Raw genomic sequence first — 20,728 nt, forward strand, 5'->3', positions numbered from 1 at the left:
CCGTACTAATTAGCGCTATGTCGCGAAAAATGTTGTTATATAAAAATTCAATGAACCAATGGAATTATAAGACATTATTTCGCACACGCTTGTTTATTGAACATCTAAGTGGAAGCGTATTTCCCCCGGAGCTGACGCTCCAGCATCGGAAAACCAAAAAGCGTCATCAATACCCCCTGAGTGAATTATTTATGTATGACGACCGGGGTACAGCTCGGCGTAGTCAGCGATGGCGCTGATCCTAAAAACCCTGGCATCATCATCGAAGAGCAGTCGAAGATCCGCCCTTTTTCCGTGGTGGCGCGGTAAGAAAGTTTTTGCCCGCCCAGCGCATCAGGCTGCCCGCCATTAACATTGGTCACGGTAATTTCATCCGATGAGCCCAGGCCCAGCATTTTAGTCGTTTCCGCCTGCAGCAAGGGTATTACCTGATCGGTTTTCAACATTGAACAGCCGGCCACCAGTAAAGTAACGGCTAAAACAATAAGTGATTTTTTCATAAATTATCCTTTGTAACCAGACAGTTCCAATCGCTGAATGGTTTTATGTTTTACCTTATCCAAATCCCAGAATAATATATTTTCATTTATTAAGTTAAAAAAACCCTCCTAGAGTAGGGAGGGTTGATAATAACAAGTCATCGGAGCCAATCTGGTACGTTTACACGAAAGGAGATCTCTTTGGAGCAAGATTATGCACTGGTTGTCCAAGGGGACGGCGCTGAAGTTACTCAAAGAGCTAAAAGACCAGTATTCGAAGATTCGTTTTCTGGTGGTCAGCGGCGATGAGAACAATGAAATATGGCAAAAGGTGCGTGATGCCGGCGGGCACGGTTTTGTGCTGAAAAACGAACCACCTGAATTATTCGCCGAAGCCGTTTCCGCTCTGATTGAAAATAAAAATTGGTTCCCTCTGGAACACGGGGAATGTGTAACCAGCGCTCACAGCCACCTGCAAAAATTCAATTTAACCCCGCGACAAATAGAAGTATTAATCATGATGATGCGCGGTTTTCCCAATAAGCGAATAGCTGCGCAGCTGTCTATTTCCGAACCCACGGTTAAAGAGCACATTAGCAAAATTCTAAAAAAATAGGCGTAAACAGCCGGGTGGAGGCCATCACCCTGCTGCATGGCAGGCAGGACCATTCGCAATGAAATTACTTCAATCATTACAAAATGATGAGATCTCCCCACAAGCGCAGATCCGCCTGCTGGACAATACCTTCATGCGGCTGGTCTTCAGTTTTACCGCCGTGTCCTTTGTGGGTATTCCTTTCGCCATTTGGCTCTATTTATTGGGGAAAGAACTCACGCCAATTATTGCCTGGATAGGGATATATTTTCTCTGCGCATTGGCCATCAGATTATGGCATCGCCGTTATCGTCATGACACCCAGAAAAATAACACCAGCACAGTGATTAGCCGTTGGCTGCCGCGCATTAATAACGTCGCCTTCGTACATGGCTTGGGTATTTCATCCTTATATTTAATCGCCCCGGGAAAAAACAGTTTCGATTTCTTCCTGTTATTAAACATCAGTATCGCGGCCATCGTCGCCGCCAATGCAACCCATCTGACGCCGGTCATCAGCACCTTTACGCGCTTTTTCTTCGCCTCCTGGGGTGTGCTTAATCTTGGCATTATCTGGCGACTGGATGATGTCATGCCGATCGTGCTGATGCTCAATTTGCTTTATGGGTTCGCCATTTACCGGCACGCATTAACCTCGCATGCCTTTTTTATTCAGCAAGCCCTGCTCGAAGAGAAAAGCTCGCGCCTTGCGGAACAATTTCGGCAGGCCAAAGAAGAGGCGGAACAAGCCTTGCTGGATAAAAACCAATTCCTGACCACCGCCAGCCATGATTTGCGCCAGCCGGTACACGCGATGGGCTTTCTGATCGAGGCCATCATCCATAAGAATCGTGATACCACGCTGATCCCTCAGCTGTTGGATCTGCAACAAAGCGTGCGATCGGTGCACCTGATGTTCAATTCGCTGCTCGATCTCAGCAAGATTGAGTCCGGCAACGTCAGTACGGCGACCACCCATGTGGACATTGGAACGCTACTGGATTCGGTGATTACGCTGTTCCGCGAAGAGGCCAACAGCCGAGCATTATCACTGCGCACATGGCGGCCCAAACGGCGGGTTTGCGTGATGGGCGATCAATTGCTGATCCGGCAATCGCTGATCAACCTGATACAAAATGCGCTGCGTTATACGCAAGAAGGCGGCGTATTGATCGCGATCCGCCCTCGGGGCGAGGAATGCCTGATCGAAGTGTGGGACACCGGCGTCGGCATCGCCGACGAAGAGAAAGGTAAAATCTTTTCCCCCTATTATCGGCCCGAGCTGGCGTGGAAAATCGACAGCGCCGGCCATGGATTGGGGCTGGCGGTGGTGGCGCGCTGCGCCAAATTGATGAAGGTGAAATACGGCATGCGCTCCATTGAAGGCAAAGGATCGCGTTTCTGGATGCGCTTTGCCCTGTATGCCGGCGAAGAACACCCGCCGGAAAGCGTTAACAGCTACGCCAACACCGGCTATGAGTCATTGAGTGGCACCTGCCTGGTGGTGGACGATGACCCGCTGGTGACCTCCGCCTGGGAGAGTTTGATGAGCACCTGGGGCATTACCGTGCGCTGTGCGGCTTCCGCCGAGGAGGCTTTTGCGATTATCGACGAAGGCTTCGCGCCTTTCGCCGTGCTGTGCGACCAACGGCTCCGCTCCGGCGAGAGCGGCTTCGATATCTTGAAAGCGCTGTTTGAGCGCCTGCCGGATACCAGCGGCGCCATGGTCAGCGGGGAATTCAACTCGCCGGTTCTGCAAGAGGCCGAGCAGGAAGGTTACCTGGTATTGAGAAAGCCGCTGGAGCCGGCGAAATTGCATGCGTTGTTGAGCCAGTGGGCGGGGTGTTAGCGAACACAGACTGGCCCCCGGCCCTGTCGCCAAAACACCTTAAACGCCAAGCCCGCGCAGCAGGCCCTCGAGGTTGCGCTCACCCTCTTTAGTTTGGGCACCGGCCTTAAGCCCACCGCGAATCAGCTGCTCCGCTGCCGGGCGGGCAAACAAACCCGCCCAGGCTTCGTGCTCGCGCTGAAAGCCCGCCCGCAGGTCCGGCGCGGGCATCGCCTGCTTGGCCGCCGCGATAACCCCGGCAGGCAATGCCGCGATGTTGCGTGCTAGCCGATCGACAAACTCATCAAGCTCGGCGGCGGGCAATGCGCGATTAATCCAGCCGTAGCACTCTGCGGTTGCCGCGTCGATAAGATCGGCGCCAAGGATCACTTCAAGCGCGCGGCCGCGCGTCATGCGGCTCGTCAGATATTGGGTCGCGCCGCCGCCGGGCGTAATGCCCATCAGGGCTTCGCACTGGGCAAGCCCCGCCCGCCCTTCTGCGGCGAAGGCCATGTCGGCTGCCGCCACGAACTCTGCGCCGCCGCCGCGTGCCAGCCCGGCCAGCTTAACGAGGGTGACCTGCGGTTGGCTGCGCATCAGTTCGCCAAAGGCCTGGAACGGATTAAGCCCCTCCGGCACGTTGCGCGCCAGTTCATCGAAGGCGTGCGGCTCATCGATCAGGGCCATATCGACATGCGCAATGAAGAACTCGGGATCCGCGCTCTGGAAAACCAGCACGCGCGTGTCCGGATCGTCACGTACCGAGAGCAATAAACGACTCATTTCCGACATCAGTGCCACATCAAGCACGTTTACCGGCGGATTATCGATAGCGATCGTCAATACGCCGTGCGCGTGAGACAGGCTGAGCTTGCTGAAATCTGTATCTGTCATATCCATGTCCTTTCTGCCAGGGGATAGCGGTGCTGGATTTTCGCGCCGTTCGTCGAATGGTATACTTTGCATACCTGGCGTCAATTACGCACCTTAAGCATCCCAGGGATGCTGGAGAATACCTATGGACAAGACTGACCCGATCTACCGCGCAGACTGCCCGAGCCGCATCGTTCTCGACCAGATCGCCGACAAATGGTCAATGATGGTGCTGGAGGTGCTGCGTGAACCGCAGCGCTTTAACGCCATCAAGCGCCGCCTGGATGGCGTCACCCAGCGCGTACTGACCCAGACACTGCGCAAGCTGGAACGCAACGGCATGGTGAAACGCAAGGTGTTGGATGGGCGGGTGCTCGGCGTCGAGTATTCACTGACGCCGCTTGGCGAATCCTTGCAGGGGCCGTTCTCGATACTGTTCAACTGGACGCTGGGGAATATGGAGGCAATTCAGGACTGCCAGCGCAGGTATGATGAGCAAAGCGAGTGATGCGATTGCCATAAAAATAGAAAGATAATTAAGGAATGATTTAAATAAAAATATTATTTAGCATATAAATTAGATGACCGTCTAAACGGTCATCATAAAAAATACATATAGAACAAAAAGCATCACCGTACATACTTAAATTTAACAAAGTTGTTGATGAAAGCATTAAGCCCATCACCATTTTCGGCAAGCCTCTTCATCGCCTCTACATTTTCAGCACCAGCACTTTCGTAACTATAGGTATAAGATCTAGCAGTGCCGTCAAACCATACAGTTATGTATGTATCCCCAATGTCATAACCTCTGACACCTGAATCATGATTAGTATCTTTATAAACTTGCATTTTACTCTCCTAAGTAATAATTCAATATGAATTGATAATCGAGAACAATGCCATAACGAGCATTAATTAAATCATTAAAAAAAACAAAAATAAATATATTTAATGCATTACTAACACCCAATTCAATTACCAAGATAATTAATTAAATTTAAACTTATAACCTATCAAAATGCATTCACACGATTGATTAAAAACATGAGAATAAAGAAATATGACACTAGTCAATTCCTGACTGGATTTTTATCCCTCATAAACCCAGTCAGGAACACTGATACATGTTAATAACGAGATGGCCAGATTTCATCAGGACGTTTATCTAACGCCGCGGCTATGAGCCTCTCCCCTTTAGGCCAGCGCCTAACTAATGTATTCGCTAGTGTTGAGGAAGCGAGCCCTGCCTCTCTGGATACGGCTGCCAATGTAGTCCCTTTCTTCCTCAAACTTGCAATAATATCAGCCGGATGCCAGTCATTTGTTTCCATACAAACCTCACCTTTAGTTGACTATGAGTCACAGTTATAGCACAAAAATTAACGATTGTGACTAATAGTCCGTGGACTGATAATCATCAAAGAAGAATCATTGCCGGATGAAAGCATCCGATTCCATCAAAGTCCACTTAGGACAGCGTGTTAAGTTACTCAGATTGCAGGCAGGCCTGTCCCAGGAAGCTTTTGCCGATAGGTGTGGGTTAGATCGAACCTATATCAGTGGTATCGAGCGCGGGGTCAGAAACCCTACGCTGGAAGTGCTCTCTATCATTGCCACTGGTTTAAGTATTGATCTGCCTACACTGTTTGCATTTGATCATTCCGTCTAATTTTTAGACTTTTAACCCCATCAACAAAAAAACACCATTTGTGACTCATCGTCCGTGGTCTGATAGGCAACAAAGAATAATGCTTATCGACATGAAAAAATCAAAAGAAATTACAGTTCTCTTTGGACAACGCGTAAAAGCATTGCGCTTGCAGGCAGGGCTATCACAAGAAACCTTTGCCGATAAGTGTGGTTTAGATCGCACTTATATTAGTGGCATTGAACGAGGGGTTAGAAATCCTACTTTAGAAGTGATTGGGGTGCTTGCTGAAGGGTTGGAGATTAAATTAGCTGTATTGTTCAAATTTCAGTAAACCTAAAAAATCATAATTAAAACTGCTTAATTCAGGAGTGCTTATGATGATTTATAATAGCAAAAAAGACGCAATAGCTGATAATTATTTCAATAGAATCAACGCATTCTCATTTAGCACAATCAATAGCAATTTTAACGTTCTAACCCTACAGCCTATTGCATGGTTCTTCTTAGGACTAACTTCGCTCTCAAAGAGGGTAAATAATATAAAAACCTCCCGCCGCTATGCAGAAAAATATAAGGTACTTCATAAAGTTGAAAGCATTATTCCTAAAATATTTTTAAATGACCAATTCGATTATGAAGATCGAGAGATTTCTGATGAGGAATACATCGAGTTACGTCAGCACCTCTAACAAGGCACTGCTGGTGAACAATTTTCCGAAGGGTGTAGAATTATATTTTCTGAGGATTCAGTGAATGGGAACAACAATCGAAGATATCCGATATGAAGAAATGTTAAGTGAGCTTCAATTCGAATCTGTGATGAAGAGTGAAGCACGCAAGCAATGTATTTACATATTTGTAGAAGGTGAATCTGAAGAGATTACCTTTCAACCTTTGTTAGAAAGTTTTGGTGTAGATTTTGAGAAAGAAGGAATTATAATTGCAAATTACAATGGAATCGGAAATTTGAGACATGCAATTAGAATTTTAGGGAAAACACTTAGTCATGACCGCCCAATTATAGTGACGTTCGATGATGATCTCGAAGGAAAAAAAGTTACCGGGTTAATTAATGATCCTTTAATAACATATTTCAAAATACCATACAGTCCAGTCGTTACATATAAGGATGGATCTAAAGGTGGGTCATTTGAAGAGTGCTTCACACCAGATTGTTTTATTGACTCCTGCTTTAAACCAAAAGCTATAGACAGTAATATTTTAACAAAATCATCTGATTTTAAAAAAATATTTAACCCAAAAAAGCCATGGATTTCACAGTTGGCAAAATTCATTTTAGATAATGGAGGTAAACCAGGCTCTATAAAGAAAGTTGAGATCGCTGGGAATATGGCCTCCGCAGCATCACCTGTACCGCAAACCTTTTCAGAATTGGCGAAGGTTATTACTGATATTAGAGCTAAAAATCCAATAAAGCATCCTGACAATGTGGAGCTAAAAATATAAGAATACCAACCGACCAATAGCAGATATTAGTTCATTTAACTTAGATAATCCTATACCTGCTTAGAGTACATAATCAGTATGTCGGAATATCTCTAAAAGTGAATGGTTCGTTTAAGTGGGATACTTTGTTGCTGAATTGGGAGGTGCTCAAACAACCGGAAATATCAAAATAATGTAGAACTAAAACAGGAGAGCACTTTCATTACCAGCACCTTTAACAACATGAAAAATAAAACTCAGTTCCAATCATTATCAACTTAAGTTAATATAAAAGTCTTTAGACGGTGAATAATAAATTCACATTAATCACAAGGATAATAAATGAAAGCTAGAACATTTATAGGTGACATCAAGAAGAAAATAGTTACTGAAATAAATAATAATACAAAAGCAACTATTCAAGAAACAAAAGCATACATACTAAGAAAATATCAAGAAAACCCCACCTTAGCCGACTTAATAATTTCATTGATGGGTATCAAAGAGGAGTTATATATTAAATATAATGTTCTGCCATTATTAGAGGATTTAGATACACATTTTTATCAATTGGAGTTATATCCACTTGACGATAATTTCTTTGTAAATACTCCATATAATAAAAGTAGGCTAGGAATAATTTTTAATACTGAAAAGCTTTCGCCTAAAGGTATAGTATATACCGCTACAGTCTTCTTTGAACCCTCACTAAGTAATGGAATAGTCAGAACAGAGTTAAGAATGAGGCAAGATGAGCCGGAACCATTTCTATCGCTACTGAGCACTGACGGATATATTTATCTTACTAAAAATGAATCCATGGAAGACCCATTACTCCGTGTAATATTAAAATCCTTACTCGCTTATAAAAACTATAGAAGACCAACTGTACCTTTAAGCTCAATAAAAGGGTCAATTATTCCTAGAAAAAATAGAAATCTAAAATTAGAAAAATTAATAGCAGATGCCTACACTGGCTCCATACAGTGTGCAAGAGTAGAGGTACCTATCGAATTGATAGAGATAAAAGATATAGATTATGCACTATCAATACCTCAATCATTAATTGAAACCATGATCAATGACATTCAAGAAAACAGGAACTGTAACATCGAAATACTATTATATGAAGATAATAAAGGAAAGTTAGTCATGGATGATGACTACTCTGTCTTTCTCGCCTATAAGGCAATAAATAAAAAAACCATTAAATCTGTAATAGTTGGTAAATACGATAAAAACAAAGATCATATAAAAACCATCTCTATTGGTAATGGTAATCTAATCCCTAAAATTATTATCTATCGGGAAGAAATATCTCCTAGAAAAATATCAAAAAAAGAACTATTAGACGAGAAAATAAAAAAATAGCAAAAGAACCGATTAAAAATCATGAAAACAATCTAATTTTTTCATTCATAGAGTTTTGTAGGCTACTAGAAAACGAAAAAACAAAAGAGAGGGATTTACATAATTTCCTACTTAACCACCCAGTACTTATAGATATTAATGGTACCCACGTTATGATTCACTCAGAGGTCAGAATAGGGAACTATATAGCTGACTTAGTTTTGGAATACAACTCTTTACACAAAGGAATCCTATTAATAGAGTTAGAACGACAAAGCGATCTTATATTTACAAAAAAAGGAAGACTAAGAAGTAAAGTAACGCATGCATTGCAACAAGTTGAAGATTGGATAAAAGAAATGCGCGAAAACAAACCAAACATACCAAATTGGTTAAAAAACGAATACACTCCAGAAGGCATGGTCATTATAGGACGTTCGAATATGCTGAGCATGGAAGACAAACTAAGACTTAAATCAATAAATAATAACAGAACTGTAAAAGTATTAACATATGATGATTTACTGCAGCACTTAATGCAATTAATAGAAAATTTATCCAATTAATACATACTTTGACTCAATGTATGATTACACTTAACCTCCTGAAAAAGAAGAGAGGTTAAGTGAGTTTTCTTAACCAATACTGGATCTAAAAATATAATTTAGACCGTACATCACCTGCATGAAAATTAACTTTTAAAACAACCTACTTAACGATAGATGACATAACTCACCCATCAATCAGTTATATTTTAAATTCATGGGGAGCAGAAAAATAATGGCCATACAAAAACAAAAAAACCCGCAATTACGCGGGTTTAGCTATTTTCAGTGCCTGTCAGTGCCAGCTTAAGCCGGCAACCGGATCATTCCCACTCAATTATTTACAACAAGCGTAACTAATTGATTTTATAGTGTGTTATATGCATAGGTGAAATTAGATACCGTCTTTTATACCGTCACCAGAAAAGTCAGCTCAATTTTTGCACGCTTCGTTAGCGGCGATTAGCTCTTTTTCATAACCGATACGCTGGTGACGCTCGGCGCGTAGCGCTCGCATCTGGACGTCGATAGTAGCACCGATCGGCAACTGGTCAACAGCGAACGCCGGGCGCGCAACGTCAGCTGTTTTGCATGGCACGGCGACCGGTACTTTCACCTCAACATAAGACGGTGTCTGCGGCGCGCCGGCGCAACCTACCAGCACCAGTGCGCAAACCACGATCAGAATTTTCATTGTGCTCGCTCCCGGCGCAGTTCGTCATCAAACGAAGCTGATGCCGCTGCGCAGGCTTCGCCGATAGTTCGCTCAGACAAAACGGCATTGGCCTTGCCGTAATCGCCCTGGGCTTCACGGCGCGCTTTATCCTGTTCTGCTTTGGCCTTTGCTGTTCGCAAGGCTTCAGCCTGCTGTAGCGCCACTATGCCAGCGTTCTGGCTGGTGATTGTTGCCGCCTGCTGCCGGCTAGTATCCCTGCACTGCGTCAGCGCGGCGTTGAGCTTATCGATCTTTGGCTGGTAGTGCTGGCCCGCCAGCCAGGCGCCAGCACCGACAATGGCCATCAGCGCGAGAAGGATCACCACAGCAGACGCTATTTTGCCAGACATAGTGCGCGCTCCTTGTCACGGCGAATAACCAAACCGGGTAATTTCTTCCCGTTCGCGTACACCCAGCGCGGGAGCTGATCACAGGCGGCAGCCGCTTGCCCCTGCCGGAAAAGTCGGAACATGGTCGATTTCTGCATCGTCGGGCAGCCAACATTAAACGTGATGCTCACAGCCGAATCGAAAGCCCCCTGTCGCAACTTGTCGCCGGCGGCGTAGCGGGTCACGCATTGCTCAGCTTCGAGAATATTACGCTCCCAGTCAGCGGCGATCTGCGCGTCAGATTTGCGTGCGCCGGTAACGCCGTGCGTGTTGCCGATGCCATCAGTCCACACATCCGCCGGGCATTTGTACGGATCCCGGCGGCACCCTTCCGCGTTGCCGATCAGCTCAAGCCCAGGCTGACTGGTTTTTACGTTGCCGTTGCTCAGCACTAGGCCGATGATCACCATGACTGAGCAAGCCGTACCGCCTGCGACCTTTTTCAAATTGCTCATGCTTCTGCCTCAACTTTATCTACCTGATGGCCAATGACATCGATCGCCGCAGCCTGTGCAGATGCCGGCTTAGCCTTCTGCGACTCTATCCAATCCGCGTAAATGCGCGTGCGTTCTTGCTCAGCAGAAATGGCAGCCTTGTTTTTTCTATCGTTAGACCGATATGTCAGGTATGTGAAAATAGCAGTTACAAGAGCGCCACCTGCAAACGCAATATCCTGGAGCGAAAGTGTGCTTAATAACCCAGTTATCGCCCCCCAAAAATACGACCACCACCCGCTATTTCCTGTTCCCATTTTCATGGCTCCAACCTCCCCTACGGGGATAATTAAAATTCGCCAGCCACCAAAGCTTTTTCAAGCTCTTCAAGCGACTTGAACGCCACGACACAATCAACAGTTACGATACGTCCTGACACATCATTCCCCATCTGTCCGACGAATATTGATGCACCGCACGAAGGAAGCCAGTCACCCGATGTTTGGTAAATTTGTGGAGCATCTACCCCAATACGAGTTTTATATGTCTCAGCATCTAAATTAGGGTTTACTGGAATTACGTCGTAATGCCTGAATGTCTCGTAAATATTTAGTGAAAGAGCGATTGATGACTCCACATCAGCCATATACTCGCCGCCAGTTGGCGTGTAGATGTATAATAATTTCATTATGAAACTCCGTTAAAATAGGTTCTGTTTTCTATCCAGTCAGTGTTCAAGACATGGCTATTTGTTGATGCCGTAGTTAATCTGGTCCATCCGGTAATCACATAATTTGGCTGGCCAGAAAAGTTCGTTTTTACTGGAATAGTCAGTACAGCCATATCACCTGGGCGATAAAACGTTCCGCTTATTGGCATAGATTCAACCGGGAATCGCTTCGGGACATTACTGATAAAAGAGACGTTGTTTCGTCCTGGCATGCCACCCAACGAAGTACTGTTAGATGTATTTACCTGACCATTTGCCCATCTGAAACTGTCCAGTGTTGTGCCTGAGATAGTCGTGCTATCGCCCATCGTCAGCGTACCTGTCGATGTGGTTCCGTAGAAACCACGGGTTTGAGTACCCGAGGATCCATCAACACGCGTTCCCAACACCGTCATACTCGGGTTTGTTCCCGTACTCGTCGCGATTGCCGCGCGCTGTCCGTTGTCAAATCCATAGCCGTAGAACTGTGCGCCGATGCATTTAACATGAGCAGCAGTCTGGATCGCGTCGCTGGAGTAGTTGTTCATCTCTGTAGAATCAAGAACTATTACACCCCCCTCGCTTGTGCCAGAAAACAGGTTAACACTCGGCTCCTTCTCTACGAGACCACCCGTCGATTTAGCATTCCCTGTGAATTTTCCATTAGTGACTGTTAATTGGTTTTGCCAGTTTTGAAAGCGCAACGGATGCACGCAAATATCCATATCGCAATCAGTAAACCTCACACTGTTTGCCGATCCGGTATAACGCTCTGTGCGCAAAAAAATTCCGTTAAAATATCCGAACGCAAATATTCTACTGAAGGCGCCAAAGTCACATCGCCCAAGGTGGAAGGCATCCGCAAAATCATGTATCCATTGACGTAGCGTAAGATCATACGAATAGCCTGCATTATTTGACGCGTCGAGATAGTTGTAATTGAAATGCCAGTTATCGCACTTTGGTATATCCAGTACACGATCCAGCGTCACACCACGCCTTATCGGTGCACCAATAATGTCGCGGATAGTAATACGGGAGGCTGAATAACTTGAGTCACCAAATTGCAGCCCACGATACGTGTTACCCAAATCAAGGTTAATGAACTCAGATGCAAACCCATTACCAGTAAGAAGTGGGAGATATGCAACTGGTGATTCTCCGGTGGCCAGCGATCGTTTTTGATTCGGGTATCTGAAAGCAAAGTTTGCAAAATAGTTGAACCCGCCTTTTAGGGTAAACTGAGATTGCACAGTATCCGTATGGTCTATCAGAATTACCGGCCGCGTTCCTGGCGAACCAAAGAATCTACTGGTTATTTCAGCAGCAATCCCCGCGCTTTCAACACGCAGTACGTAATCGCCTGAGACCTGCACATTAAGTCCAGAGTTAAGCGCGTCGATAACCGCCTGTGTGGCGTTAACACTGCCGTCTTTTACAGTCAGGAAGCGGCGAAAATCTACGATCGGTCCGTTCTTGATATGGACATGGTCAACAGGAGCAAGGTTCTTATCGCTGCCGGCAAGCTGCAGCAACACATCAGCAGCCGATCCACTGGTCGGAACCATAACTGTTGGCGCACCTGTATCATCGAAAGCTGGGAAGGTGTTCCGGCGGCTGGCCGCTGGCGGCAATTGCGGGATAGGTTCCGGAACTCGCAATGCCCTGTTTAAGTTCGCTTCAGCTATTACGTCAACATAACCCTTTGTCGCTGCGTCTTGCTGGTTGATAGGGTTTCCAAGGTTGGCAATCCGGTTTCCCATCGCATCATAGTATTTTGCCAGCCAATTGGGTTTGCGTAGCGCCAGGCCAAAAACACCGAACGCCTGTTGGATCAGCATTGTCAACTTGTCGAAAGCGTCCTCATGAACTTCTGGGAAGAAGTTACCCTGATTACGGATATCGGTCTCTTGCGTTACTGGGAGATCGCGATCGATGCTGATGCGCCAATCAACCGCCAGCGGGTTTACCAGCTTCACCTTCCCACCCGTTCGGCTGCCGGCACCGGTGACCGTGTAATTCGTGTTTAACGTCAGCGTGCTGATGTTTTCTGTTGTGTCAGCGACAGTAACAACAAGCTCATCCGCAGAGAACACACGAAATCGGTAGTCGAAGTCTGTCGTCACCCCGTTGCCGGTGTATTCCTCTCGGCTTATCTCAGTTGATACGGTCATATCTATTGCCCCATTTGCTCACTTAAAGAGCATTCTAGCGGCAGACAATCCATACATGAATTTAATTGTGTGCTATTATAATTTTTGTTACCTAAATGGTAATTATATTGCGCATATTGCTAAACTAATCATTTTTATATATGGTTATTTATACAGTAGTTACAAGCTGAGCGAGGTGCATTAAGCAATGAAGAGGTACAGCTACCCAGTCAGCAGGACGCTGGAAAGAAGAATCAACGCACGCGAAGGGATCGCGGGATTAGCTAAGGCTTCACTACTGGAAAGGCTACTGAAAGAGCTGGATGCGGACGGCTCAGAGATCGGCGGCGCTATGCTGGAACTGAACGCTTTAGTGAACTATGTCACACAAAACGAAAAACTAAAGGAAGAAATCAAGACCCATTCGAAATTTATTACACACCAGTTGGAACAATAATTATCACCATAAATAACTAAGCCCGCTATGCGGGCTTTTTACTTAACGTGACCCACCGCCACCTTTCCTGGCATCTGCCGAGCGATCACCGCAAACAGATCCATCCTTCGCGCGGTCTGTTGAGTGGTCACATGAACCGGCGTATACCTGAGCAGAAGCACCAATAGCCATTACAACCAGTAGCATTGAAATTATTTTCTTCATTATATTTTCCATTGTGTGTAGTTACCGCAAATGCGGAGAGATTAATATAGACAATATTAGGAAAAATGAAAGCCCCGTTATGGGCTTGGTGGGGTTAGTGGATCCGGTCTTTTGCCCCTGATTTATATAGGAAGCTATCTACTTGCTCCTTACTCTCTCCAATTTCTTTTACTTCTTTCCCTGATGAAGAAACCAAGTAGTATGGGTCGTATGAACCACCACCATCTTTGTATTTGTGCTTGTTAACGATTAGATTACCGGCATGCTTCCCAGTTTTAATAACCTGAACATAGTTGCCATCTGTAATATATTTAATGTCATTATTTGATGGGTATTTATTTGACTCTAGCGCCGCCATCCAAATATCTCTAGGCAGCATGTGTACTGCTCCAGAAGTAGCCCAGGCATCAGTAATAAAATAAACGCCACCTGTAATAGGAGCAATAGATATGTTATTTATACCCTCAATGCTTTTCTTAATATCACCTGAAGGCAGTTCACCAAGTATCTTTACAAACCCTTCTTTCCCAGCAAAAAACGCGGCTGTTCCGAGACTTGATTTAACGGTGTAAATAACCATTTCATCGTTAATTATTGAAAAACTTGTTATTTCCATTCTCTGGGCTTTAGCAATTTCTTCCGCGTAGTTCACCTTATCAAGGCATAAAATCTCTCCTACAGAGTGAAAACCCTTAACATTAGTCATTGCACACGAAGCTGAAAGTGCAGGTGCTGAAGTAAGTGCCAGTAAAGCCACAGTTGCAATTATAATCTTGTTTATCATTTGAGCTGTTCCTCAACTCTATTTAGCAGCGGGGATATGTAAAACAGGTTCTGATATGGTAGCAACTTCCTGACCGCATGTGTCTGCTTGTCGTCAAATTCTCCGTTGAGCACTCCGTTGGCGATCACTGCCCCATCACCTGCCATATCGAAGGTTGGCCCCAGCAGCGCGCCGATGGCGTTACGGCTCTGGAAACGGGACACCGGCGGTGCGCCGAACATGGCACCAAGCCCAAATCGTCCGCCACTCATGTTCTCGACGGTGTTCACCGGCTCAGATAACCAGCCCAGCATGCCCGATCTGTCGAGCCCTTCTTTTACCAGGTTGTTTGGTCGATAATCTACCTCACGACCGGATAGATTTTGCTTCATCGTGTAAACCATGGCACCCAGCGCGATAGAGCCGAGTGCGCCAAGATAGAACGATGCATCACCCTGCTGTATTCCTGACGCCAGAACGCGGTTATGAGAGGCAAAAATAAATGTCTTGAACTGCATGATTATTTTTCCAGCTTCAGTGCTCATCATAAGCGGCGTATCTCCCGCCCCCGGAGTGACAATTGTCGAGTCAACATCCTTCAGTACAGCAGCCTGAAACGCTTCTCGCACCGTGCGGTCATCCCACAGATGGCTGTGTCCAGTCAGCAGACCATCCATATCCTCACCATGCTTTGAATATTGCTCCGCGATGCGTCCCAGCATGCTTTGATCAATGCCGAGCTGGGCCAGCTTCCTGATTTCTTTCATAGGCAACTCCTTTCCTGCTGAAAGTAATTGTGCGTTATCGAGGATTCGAGACTGCACAATCAGGCCAGACCACGATTTCAATGTTGTGTTCCACTGATTCATCAAGGACCAGTTGCCAAATTTCTGCGTCCCCCAGTTCAATCCTTTCTCTAACGCTGACCGCCGGCTGTAGGGATCGGTCAGGTCTGCAATTGCTTTGGTTCGGGTGGACAGTACGTAATCCAATCCAACCGCCATTTCGCGCAGGTCTTTTGTAGCCACTTTGATGGAAGACATGTTTCGAAGCATCACACCAAGGGGTCGCAAAGATTTAGCCAGGCCATGTTGCATCATGGGGCGCGCGAGGTCAGGCAGGGCTGATATTGTCATGCCGCCGAGCAGGCGAAGGAAATTAATATTACGTGCCACACGGCCGGCGCGGACAAAGAAACTGCGCGGGTCTTTAGGTGCTCCATACGTACCAATCAACCTATCCCGCATAGCCCCAATGTCGCGCAGGTCAGCTTCACGTTGCTTCTCCAGCTTCGCGCGTTGCTTTGGCGTCTTAGCGTCCTTGATCAGTTGGGTATATTCCTCTGTAACCTGGCGGATCTGCTCACCCATATCCTTGCTGCCGAATTGCGCAGTAAGTTCGATTTCTGGCCCAACCTGACGGAGGTAGCTCTCCATGACATGGTTGATATCCGACTCTAAAAACTCCTCGATTCGCTCATCAGGAATAAGCAGGCTACGGCTCTTCGTGAAGCCTGCCCGTCCGATTATCTTTTCAGGTAAAAGCTGAGCCGGTACAAGGCCAGATGGTGCGCCAATTATTTTATTGACGATCTCGTCAGCGGCATCCTCTGCTTCTTCTCTGGAAAGTGGATCCATCGCCTTCAGTGCGCGCTCACGGCTTGCGTTAAGCCTGGTTGTTGAGCTGGCCTTCTTCTGCAGCTTGCGCAGCTCTGAGCGATGCTTGCGCGGGTTGTCCAGTAAATCCAGGTGACGCTGATATTTAGCCAGTGTACTTTCTGCCTCAGAAATACGAACGAGTTTTGCCTCCAATTCGGCCTGTTTCTTTGTTGGTTTTTTTCTCTTTGATAGCTTAGATATATGCCCCTCAACCTCAGTGCGTTGACTGACTAACTGCGTGAGTTTATGCATTTCATCGCTGAGTAAGGATTTTTTACCAGACCATGACTCGGCAGCGGCGATCTCGTCAGCCAAGGTCTGCGCTCGCGGTGCTGCTTCTGCAGCGTCATTCAGGCCGGTGTTAATCTTTTCCAGACGTGCTGTGGCTTTCTCTGCACCACCATAGCTTATGCCGCGTAGCCACGTAGCAATACGCCCACGGAACTCTGTCCGGTCAGACAAAATTTTATCGAATTTGTAAATGCGTGGCAGGTAGCTTTGCGCCGTAGAAACGTTAACGTCTTCCGGCAAAATTCCCAGTTCCTGCATGCGGACTTTGGTCGCCTCAAACATCGGGCGGATTTGTGCTGCTGCCTGGGCAACTTCTGGAATTTCACTCTGATCCCCACGGCGCATTGCCATGCCAACTGCTTCGTTAAAATCCACGAAGTTAATTCGCTTCCCGCCAGTGGCGCGGATGTTTTTGCTATACGCCTGGTAGGCGTCTTTGGTCGACTCCATCTGTTTGTATAGCATCACATCGTACTGTTTGATCTTTGTTTCCGCCGCGGTAAATGTGGCCAGCCCTTCATCGTTCTTTGCAAAGTAATAGTTGTTCTCTGCCAACTGCTGGTTGATAGCACGTGACGCGCGAGATGGTGACTGAGCCAAGCGGCCACCAGGGTTAATGCTCAGCGTTTTATTGAACAGGCCCAATCCTGCAAGCTGCTCCTGGTCGAGAGTTGTATTAAACACCTGTGCCGCGCCAATGCTCTGTGGTGCGTCAGTTCCTCGTAAGTTGGCAGAGACTGAGGCGTTGACTGCCTCACGAGAACCCACACCAGCTAGCACCTGCGCTCCGGCACCGAGGATCCCGCCAACCATTGCATCAACCACGACATTCATGGCGCTCTGCCCGAGGGTTCTGGTCTCCTGCGTTTCGTTTAACGAGAACTCGGAAGCTATCCCAGCCCCAGCATTGGCGGCCGCAAAGCGAGCGGCGGTGCTGATTGCAGATCCGCCACGTTGAACAGCGCCAAGAGGAACAAAAACTGAGGCTACGTTAATAGGGTCAATCAGACCCATAGCCATGCTGGAAATGATACCCGCACCGCCGGTATCCGCAAGATATTGACGGTCCTGCATCTGCTGATCTATGCGGCCCTTTATGGCTCTCGTCTCATCAGAGGACCCGGAATCAATGAAGGAATCAGCATAATCCTCATATCCCTTTAGGTCTGCTGCGTCGTTGTCGAAAGGGTTATACCCATCAACTTTGTCAAACTGGCTAAATGGCGCAGTTGCGATGAAGCTCCCAAGGGAGTTATCCAGCCGGAAAGCCGCGTCACGTCCCCGCTGCACCTGCTGGTTATCGGTAAATGGGTTGATCGCCGAAAGCAACGACGGCGTTTCCATGTATGCTGCACTATCATCTGGCTGGGGAATGGCCCGGAAATCAGCAGAAAGCAGATCGTCAGGTTTCATCTCATACGTTGGCATTATTGTCCCCCTGCGGTGATGTTGCTCGGCAATTGGTTAGCAATGCCGGTACCAAATGGTTTAGTGAGATCAGGCGGTATGTAGCCCTGTTGATTGGTAAATGCTGGCTGCTGCTCTTCCTGTCTCGCCGCGCGAGCCGCGTCGACTCTCTGCTGCTGAACTCCCATTGTTTGCTTATACATTGGTGAGCTTTGTTGCTCAGGCTTGAATCTCAAAGGCATGCCATTTTCCCCGTAGTACGGGCGCACATCATCATAGCCTTCAGCATTCTTCTGGCGGAGCATGACGCTATAGCTCTGGTCGCGTGGCGTTACTGCATCAGGTATCAGGACTAAATCAGTGTCATCGCGCGCACCACCAAATGCAGACCTTTTAAGCGCCCGCTTCTCTTCTTCCCACTGGCCTTGGATCCAGTTACCCGAGCCGTTTGTAACGCCATACACGGCTTCAGGCGCATATTTCATTACCTCTTCTTTCCCGTTAATGGTAGAAACCGCCCACACCTTTTTAATCATGGCGTTGGTCATGGCCTTGGCCTGATCAGCATCGCCGCCGGTCTGGGCAAAGTTGGCGTCGTAAATGGTCTGGTAGTCACGCTGGTACAACTGATTAGCCTGCCCAGCGGCGCTGATGCTTGGCGCTCCGAAGCTTGTCCACGACGGCGAAAGGCTATTGATATTGTCCTGCGCTGCGGTTGACCTGGCTTTGATATAATCCTTATCCCGTAGCTGCTGGCTTACCATTTGTTTTAAACGATCGTCCTGCTGATAAACCTGGTTGTAGGCCATATCAACAGCTTTCTCGGCAGGCACACCAGCACGGTCATAGGCATAAACTTTCGAATAGAACGCCATGGCACCCTTATCAACACCGGTGGCCGCCGCCGGATTGTTATCGAAAATCTGCCCGTACATCTTGGCCATTGGAACGACGACGGAAGGATCGCGTGATGTAGCCCCTGCAGTGAGCATCGTCTTGATCTGCGTCGGCAGCATGCCGGATTTTGTGGTTATCTCAGCGACCTGGTTCATGCTGTCGGCGTTGTTGATATTGAAGCTAGGCGCTACCTGACGATCAAAATAATGGTCAGCGGCCGCCTGGTTGTTTTTATCATTTGGGTCCAGTGGAAAGTTGTTCTGCAGTGATGATTCAAATCTGCTGCTGCCCTGATTCTTTTCCCATTCCGTATCGAGCTGTTTAAACTTCGCCTGCATCTTGTCCCATCGCTGCTGATTTGCTGCGAAGTTAGGTGCATTAGGGTCTGATGGGCGCAGGCGCTCGAGCAAGTCTTGGCGGCCGGCGGGCGACATGTCTTTTGCTGCTCCGATTACTCCGCCATAGCTCTGTTGATCCTGCAGGTCCTGCCACTGCCGCAACCCTTTAGCCGGGCCATAGGCATTTATCAGATCAGCCTGCGTTGGCAGTTGTCCTGGCTGCAATCCCTCATCAAAGGCTGAATATGCATCCTTCAGAGATGCTCCAAGCTGCTGGGCGTATAGCGCGCGCTGCTCGTTCTGCATTGCCTGAGCCTGGCGGAGATAGGTTCCCTGCGTCGCTGGGCTGGCTGCATCAAAAGCTGCGTTACCGGTACGACGCTTCGATGACTCCAGCGCTGATAGACCAAGCGCGGCGCTGACGCCGTTATTAATCTGATCGGCACTGTATGGCTGGTTACCATTCTCATGCTGCACAATACCAGCACATAATGCGGCCAACGTGCGCGGATTGGTTACATCGATCTGGTCATTGGCCCCAACACCAAGTTGAGCGCAAATAGCCTTGATATAGGAATCGGTATCGTTCTCTTCCGGTGGCGCCCAGCGGGTGATCATCTCCCCGACGGTGTCCAGACCATGGCGCTTGTTGTACGCCAGCAAGTTTTTTCCCAGGGCGCGAATTCCGTGTTCAGGCGTTTCGAACTTGGCAAAGCGGCCATCACTACCGGTCTGACCTTCCCATGGATTATCAGCGCTGGCCTCAATGTTACCTGGGTTGTTGTTTCGGAGGCCACGTGATGCCGATGAATTACCATGAGCACTGAATCGTGGCATTCCGCCGACGTCAGACGGTTCACCATTGCGCGCCAAAAACTGATCATACCGGCCAGCGGTTAACTGGGCATTCAATGCTGCTTTAGCTGAGTTCTCACGGAAGTTTACCCAATTGGCCTCGATCTCTTCCGGGCTTTGGCCGTGAGCCTGACCGAATGCCATGATCTGCTCTCTGGCCAACAGGTTGGTGTTCACGAACCCTTCGTTATCATCAAAGCTGTTTTCGGCCTGCGTTTGCAGGTTAGCCAGCAGACCCTGTTGCTGACCAACTTCAAATTGCTGGCGCTGCCCGACTTCATACTGCCTCGCGCGGTTGGCGATCGGTTGGCCAGCGGCAGCGAACTGGTTCCTGAACCGCTCTTTTACAGGCCCATCAGGTATTGAATCGAAAGCGGAACCGGCCATCTGGCTAAGTTGCCCGGCCACTTGATCGCCCTGGCCGATAGCATTAGCGCCCTGCTTGGTGATCAGTCCAGTCTGTGGGTTATTGATCAGGTCATCAGCCTGCTGGTTAAACTGAAGTAGTGCGTTCTGAGCGAATGCAAGATCCTCACGCTCACGCTGCTGCTGATAAACGCCCAAGGCATTAGCGCCAACGTCGGCCAGGGCAGTGAGTCCATTTCCCTGCGGAATGCGGAGGTTTTGCGTGTTTACAGGCGCCATCTCTGATTGTGACTGGCGCTGGTATACCGGTACTGTTGGCATC

The 20,728-nt window shown here is 47.6% G+C and carries 22 protein-coding genes and 1 pseudogene; 10 read left to right on the forward strand and 13 right to left on the reverse strand.

Translation table 11 applies throughout. The annotated features are described in order from the left end of the window. Window positions 1-185 precede the first annotated feature (185 nt). On the reverse strand, window positions 186-500 hold the full coding sequence (locus JEM67_RS20770; RefSeq protein ID WP_199637038.1) for a hypothetical protein: 315 nt from the start codon (window positions 498-500) through the stop codon (window positions 186-188). A 199-nt stretch (window positions 501-699) separates the two neighbouring features. Here JEM67_RS20770 and JEM67_RS20775 point away from each other — a divergent pair. Further along, a pseudogene (locus tag JEM67_RS20775) lies at window positions 700-1,157 on the forward strand (DNA-binding response regulator); the annotation flags it as partial. Further along, window positions 1,154-2,923 carry a hybrid sensor histidine kinase/response regulator gene (locus JEM67_RS20780; RefSeq protein ID WP_199637036.1) on the forward strand — a complete coding sequence of 590 codons (1,770 nt, stop codon included), beginning with the start codon at window positions 1,154-1,156 and terminating at the stop codon, window positions 2,921-2,923. The pseudogene JEM67_RS20775 and the gene JEM67_RS20780, both read left to right, overlap by 4 nt. A 39-nt stretch (window positions 2,924-2,962) precedes the next feature. Here the strand turns inward: JEM67_RS20780 and JEM67_RS20785 are convergent, their stop codons facing one another. Then, window positions 2,963-3,796: an enoyl-CoA hydratase/isomerase family protein gene (locus tag JEM67_RS20785; RefSeq protein ID WP_199637034.1), complete on the reverse strand. Its 834-nt coding sequence runs from the start codon at window positions 3,794-3,796 to the stop codon at window positions 2,963-2,965. A gap of 124 nt (window positions 3,797-3,920) precedes the next feature. Between JEM67_RS20785 and JEM67_RS20790 the strand changes: the two genes are divergently transcribed. Continuing rightward, entirely contained in the window at window positions 3,921-4,283 is a 363-nt protein-coding gene (locus tag JEM67_RS20790) for a winged helix-turn-helix transcriptional regulator (protein WP_199637032.1), read from the forward strand. Between the two features lie 122 nt (window positions 4,284-4,405). Here the strand turns inward: JEM67_RS20790 and JEM67_RS20795 are convergent, their stop codons facing one another. Continuing rightward, window positions 4,406-4,627: a hypothetical protein gene (locus JEM67_RS20795; RefSeq protein ID WP_199637030.1), complete on the reverse strand. Its 222-nt coding sequence runs from the start codon at window positions 4,625-4,627 to the stop codon at window positions 4,406-4,408. A 278-nt stretch (window positions 4,628-4,905) separates the two neighbouring features. Then, window positions 4,906-5,109, reverse strand: a complete 204-nt coding sequence (locus JEM67_RS20800; protein ID WP_199637028.1) for a helix-turn-helix domain-containing protein — start codon at window positions 5,107-5,109, stop codon at window positions 4,906-4,908. Between the two features lie 107 nt (window positions 5,110-5,216). On the opposite strand from JEM67_RS20800, the gene JEM67_RS20805 reads away from it, so the two are divergent. The 6 genes from JEM67_RS20805 (at window position 5,217) to JEM67_RS20830 (ending at window position 8,791) form a co-directional block, all read left to right on the forward strand. Then, window positions 5,217-5,447, forward strand: coding sequence for a helix-turn-helix domain-containing protein (locus JEM67_RS20805; protein ID WP_199637026.1), 231 nt, complete (start codon window positions 5,217-5,219; stop codon window positions 5,445-5,447). A gap of 91 nt (window positions 5,448-5,538) precedes the next feature. Next, window positions 5,539-5,760 (forward strand): helix-turn-helix domain-containing protein, encoded by a 222-nt coding sequence (locus tag JEM67_RS20810; protein ID WP_199637024.1) that lies wholly within the window; start codon window positions 5,539-5,541, stop codon window positions 5,758-5,760. A 43-nt stretch (window positions 5,761-5,803) separates the two neighbouring features. Next, window positions 5,804-6,118 carry a hypothetical protein gene (locus JEM67_RS20815; protein ID WP_199637022.1) on the forward strand — a complete coding sequence of 105 codons (315 nt, stop codon included), beginning with the start codon at window positions 5,804-5,806 and terminating at the stop codon, window positions 6,116-6,118. Between the two features lie 64 nt (window positions 6,119-6,182). Beyond that, a complete protein-coding gene (locus JEM67_RS20820; protein ID WP_233527762.1) occupies window positions 6,183-6,896 on the forward strand; it encodes a TOPRIM nucleotidyl transferase/hydrolase domain-containing protein in 714 nt (237 codons plus the stop codon). Between the two features lie 321 nt (window positions 6,897-7,217). After that, on the forward strand, window positions 7,218-8,246 hold the full coding sequence (locus tag JEM67_RS20825) for a hypothetical protein (RefSeq protein ID WP_199637020.1): 1,029 nt from the start codon (window positions 7,218-7,220) through the stop codon (window positions 8,244-8,246). A gap of 134 nt (window positions 8,247-8,380) precedes the next feature. Next, entirely contained in the window at window positions 8,381-8,791 is a 411-nt protein-coding gene (locus JEM67_RS20830; protein WP_426406368.1) for a Shedu anti-phage system protein SduA domain-containing protein, read from the forward strand. A 412-nt stretch (window positions 8,792-9,203) separates the two neighbouring features. Here JEM67_RS20830 and JEM67_RS20835 read toward each other — a convergent pair whose 3' ends face one another. From JEM67_RS20835 to JEM67_RS20860, 6 genes are read right to left on the reverse strand one after another with little or no spacing between them, the layout of a single operon-like run. Beyond that, entirely contained in the window at window positions 9,204-9,464 is a 261-nt protein-coding gene (locus JEM67_RS20835) for a hypothetical protein (RefSeq protein WP_199637018.1), read from the reverse strand. After that, the gene (locus tag JEM67_RS20840; protein WP_199637016.1) at window positions 9,461-9,835 is read right to left on the reverse strand and encodes a hypothetical protein; all 375 of its coding nucleotides are present in this window, start codon (window positions 9,833-9,835) and stop codon (window positions 9,461-9,463) included. Before JEM67_RS20840 ends, JEM67_RS20835 begins: the two co-directional genes overlap by 4 nt. Further along, on the reverse strand, window positions 9,820-10,329 hold the full coding sequence (locus JEM67_RS20845; RefSeq protein WP_199637014.1) for a lysozyme: 510 nt from the start codon (window positions 10,327-10,329) through the stop codon (window positions 9,820-9,822). Before JEM67_RS20845 ends, JEM67_RS20840 begins: the two co-directional genes overlap by 16 nt. Further along, a complete protein-coding gene (locus tag JEM67_RS20850) occupies window positions 10,326-10,631 on the reverse strand; it encodes a hypothetical protein (protein ID WP_199637012.1) in 306 nt (101 codons plus the stop codon). Before JEM67_RS20850 ends, JEM67_RS20845 begins: the two co-directional genes overlap by 4 nt. Before the next feature lie 26 nt (window positions 10,632-10,657). Continuing rightward, window positions 10,658-10,996, reverse strand: coding sequence for a hypothetical protein (locus tag JEM67_RS20855; RefSeq protein ID WP_199637010.1), 339 nt, complete (start codon window positions 10,994-10,996; stop codon window positions 10,658-10,660). Beyond that, entirely contained in the window at window positions 10,996-13,191 is a 2,196-nt protein-coding gene (locus tag JEM67_RS20860) for a hypothetical protein (RefSeq protein ID WP_199637008.1), read from the reverse strand. The genes JEM67_RS20855 and JEM67_RS20860 overlap by 1 nt, the downstream gene beginning before the upstream one ends. A 187-nt stretch (window positions 13,192-13,378) precedes the next feature. Here JEM67_RS20860 and JEM67_RS20865 point away from each other — a divergent pair, with 187 nt between their 5' ends. Beyond that, the gene (locus JEM67_RS20865; protein ID WP_199637006.1) at window positions 13,379-13,627 is read left to right on the forward strand and encodes a hypothetical protein; all 249 of its coding nucleotides are present in this window, start codon (window positions 13,379-13,381) and stop codon (window positions 13,625-13,627) included. 298 nt (window positions 13,628-13,925) lie between these two features. On the opposite strand, the gene JEM67_RS20870 is transcribed toward JEM67_RS20865, so the two are convergent. Genes JEM67_RS20870 through JEM67_RS20880 form a run of 3 tightly spaced genes read right to left on the reverse strand, consistent with a single transcriptional unit; the run spans window position 13,926 to window position 20,727 of the window. Next, window positions 13,926-14,615, reverse strand: coding sequence for a hypothetical protein (locus JEM67_RS20870; RefSeq protein ID WP_199637004.1), 690 nt, complete (start codon window positions 14,613-14,615; stop codon window positions 13,926-13,928). Continuing rightward, window positions 14,612-17,971 carry a hypothetical protein gene (locus JEM67_RS20875; protein ID WP_199637002.1) on the reverse strand — a complete coding sequence of 1,120 codons (3,360 nt, stop codon included), beginning with the start codon at window positions 17,969-17,971 and terminating at the stop codon, window positions 14,612-14,614. The genes JEM67_RS20870 and JEM67_RS20875 overlap by 4 nt, the downstream gene beginning before the upstream one ends. Continuing rightward, a complete protein-coding gene (locus JEM67_RS20880) occupies window positions 17,971-20,727 on the reverse strand; it encodes a hypothetical protein (RefSeq protein WP_199637000.1) in 2,757 nt (918 codons plus the stop codon). The genes JEM67_RS20875 and JEM67_RS20880 overlap by 1 nt, the downstream gene beginning before the upstream one ends. Window position 20,728: the final 1 nt, after the last annotated feature.

This window comes from Serratia sp. PAMC26656 (genome assembly GCF_016469055.2).
Lineage (GTDB): Bacteria > Pseudomonadota > Gammaproteobacteria > Enterobacterales > Enterobacteriaceae > Serratia > Serratia plymuthica.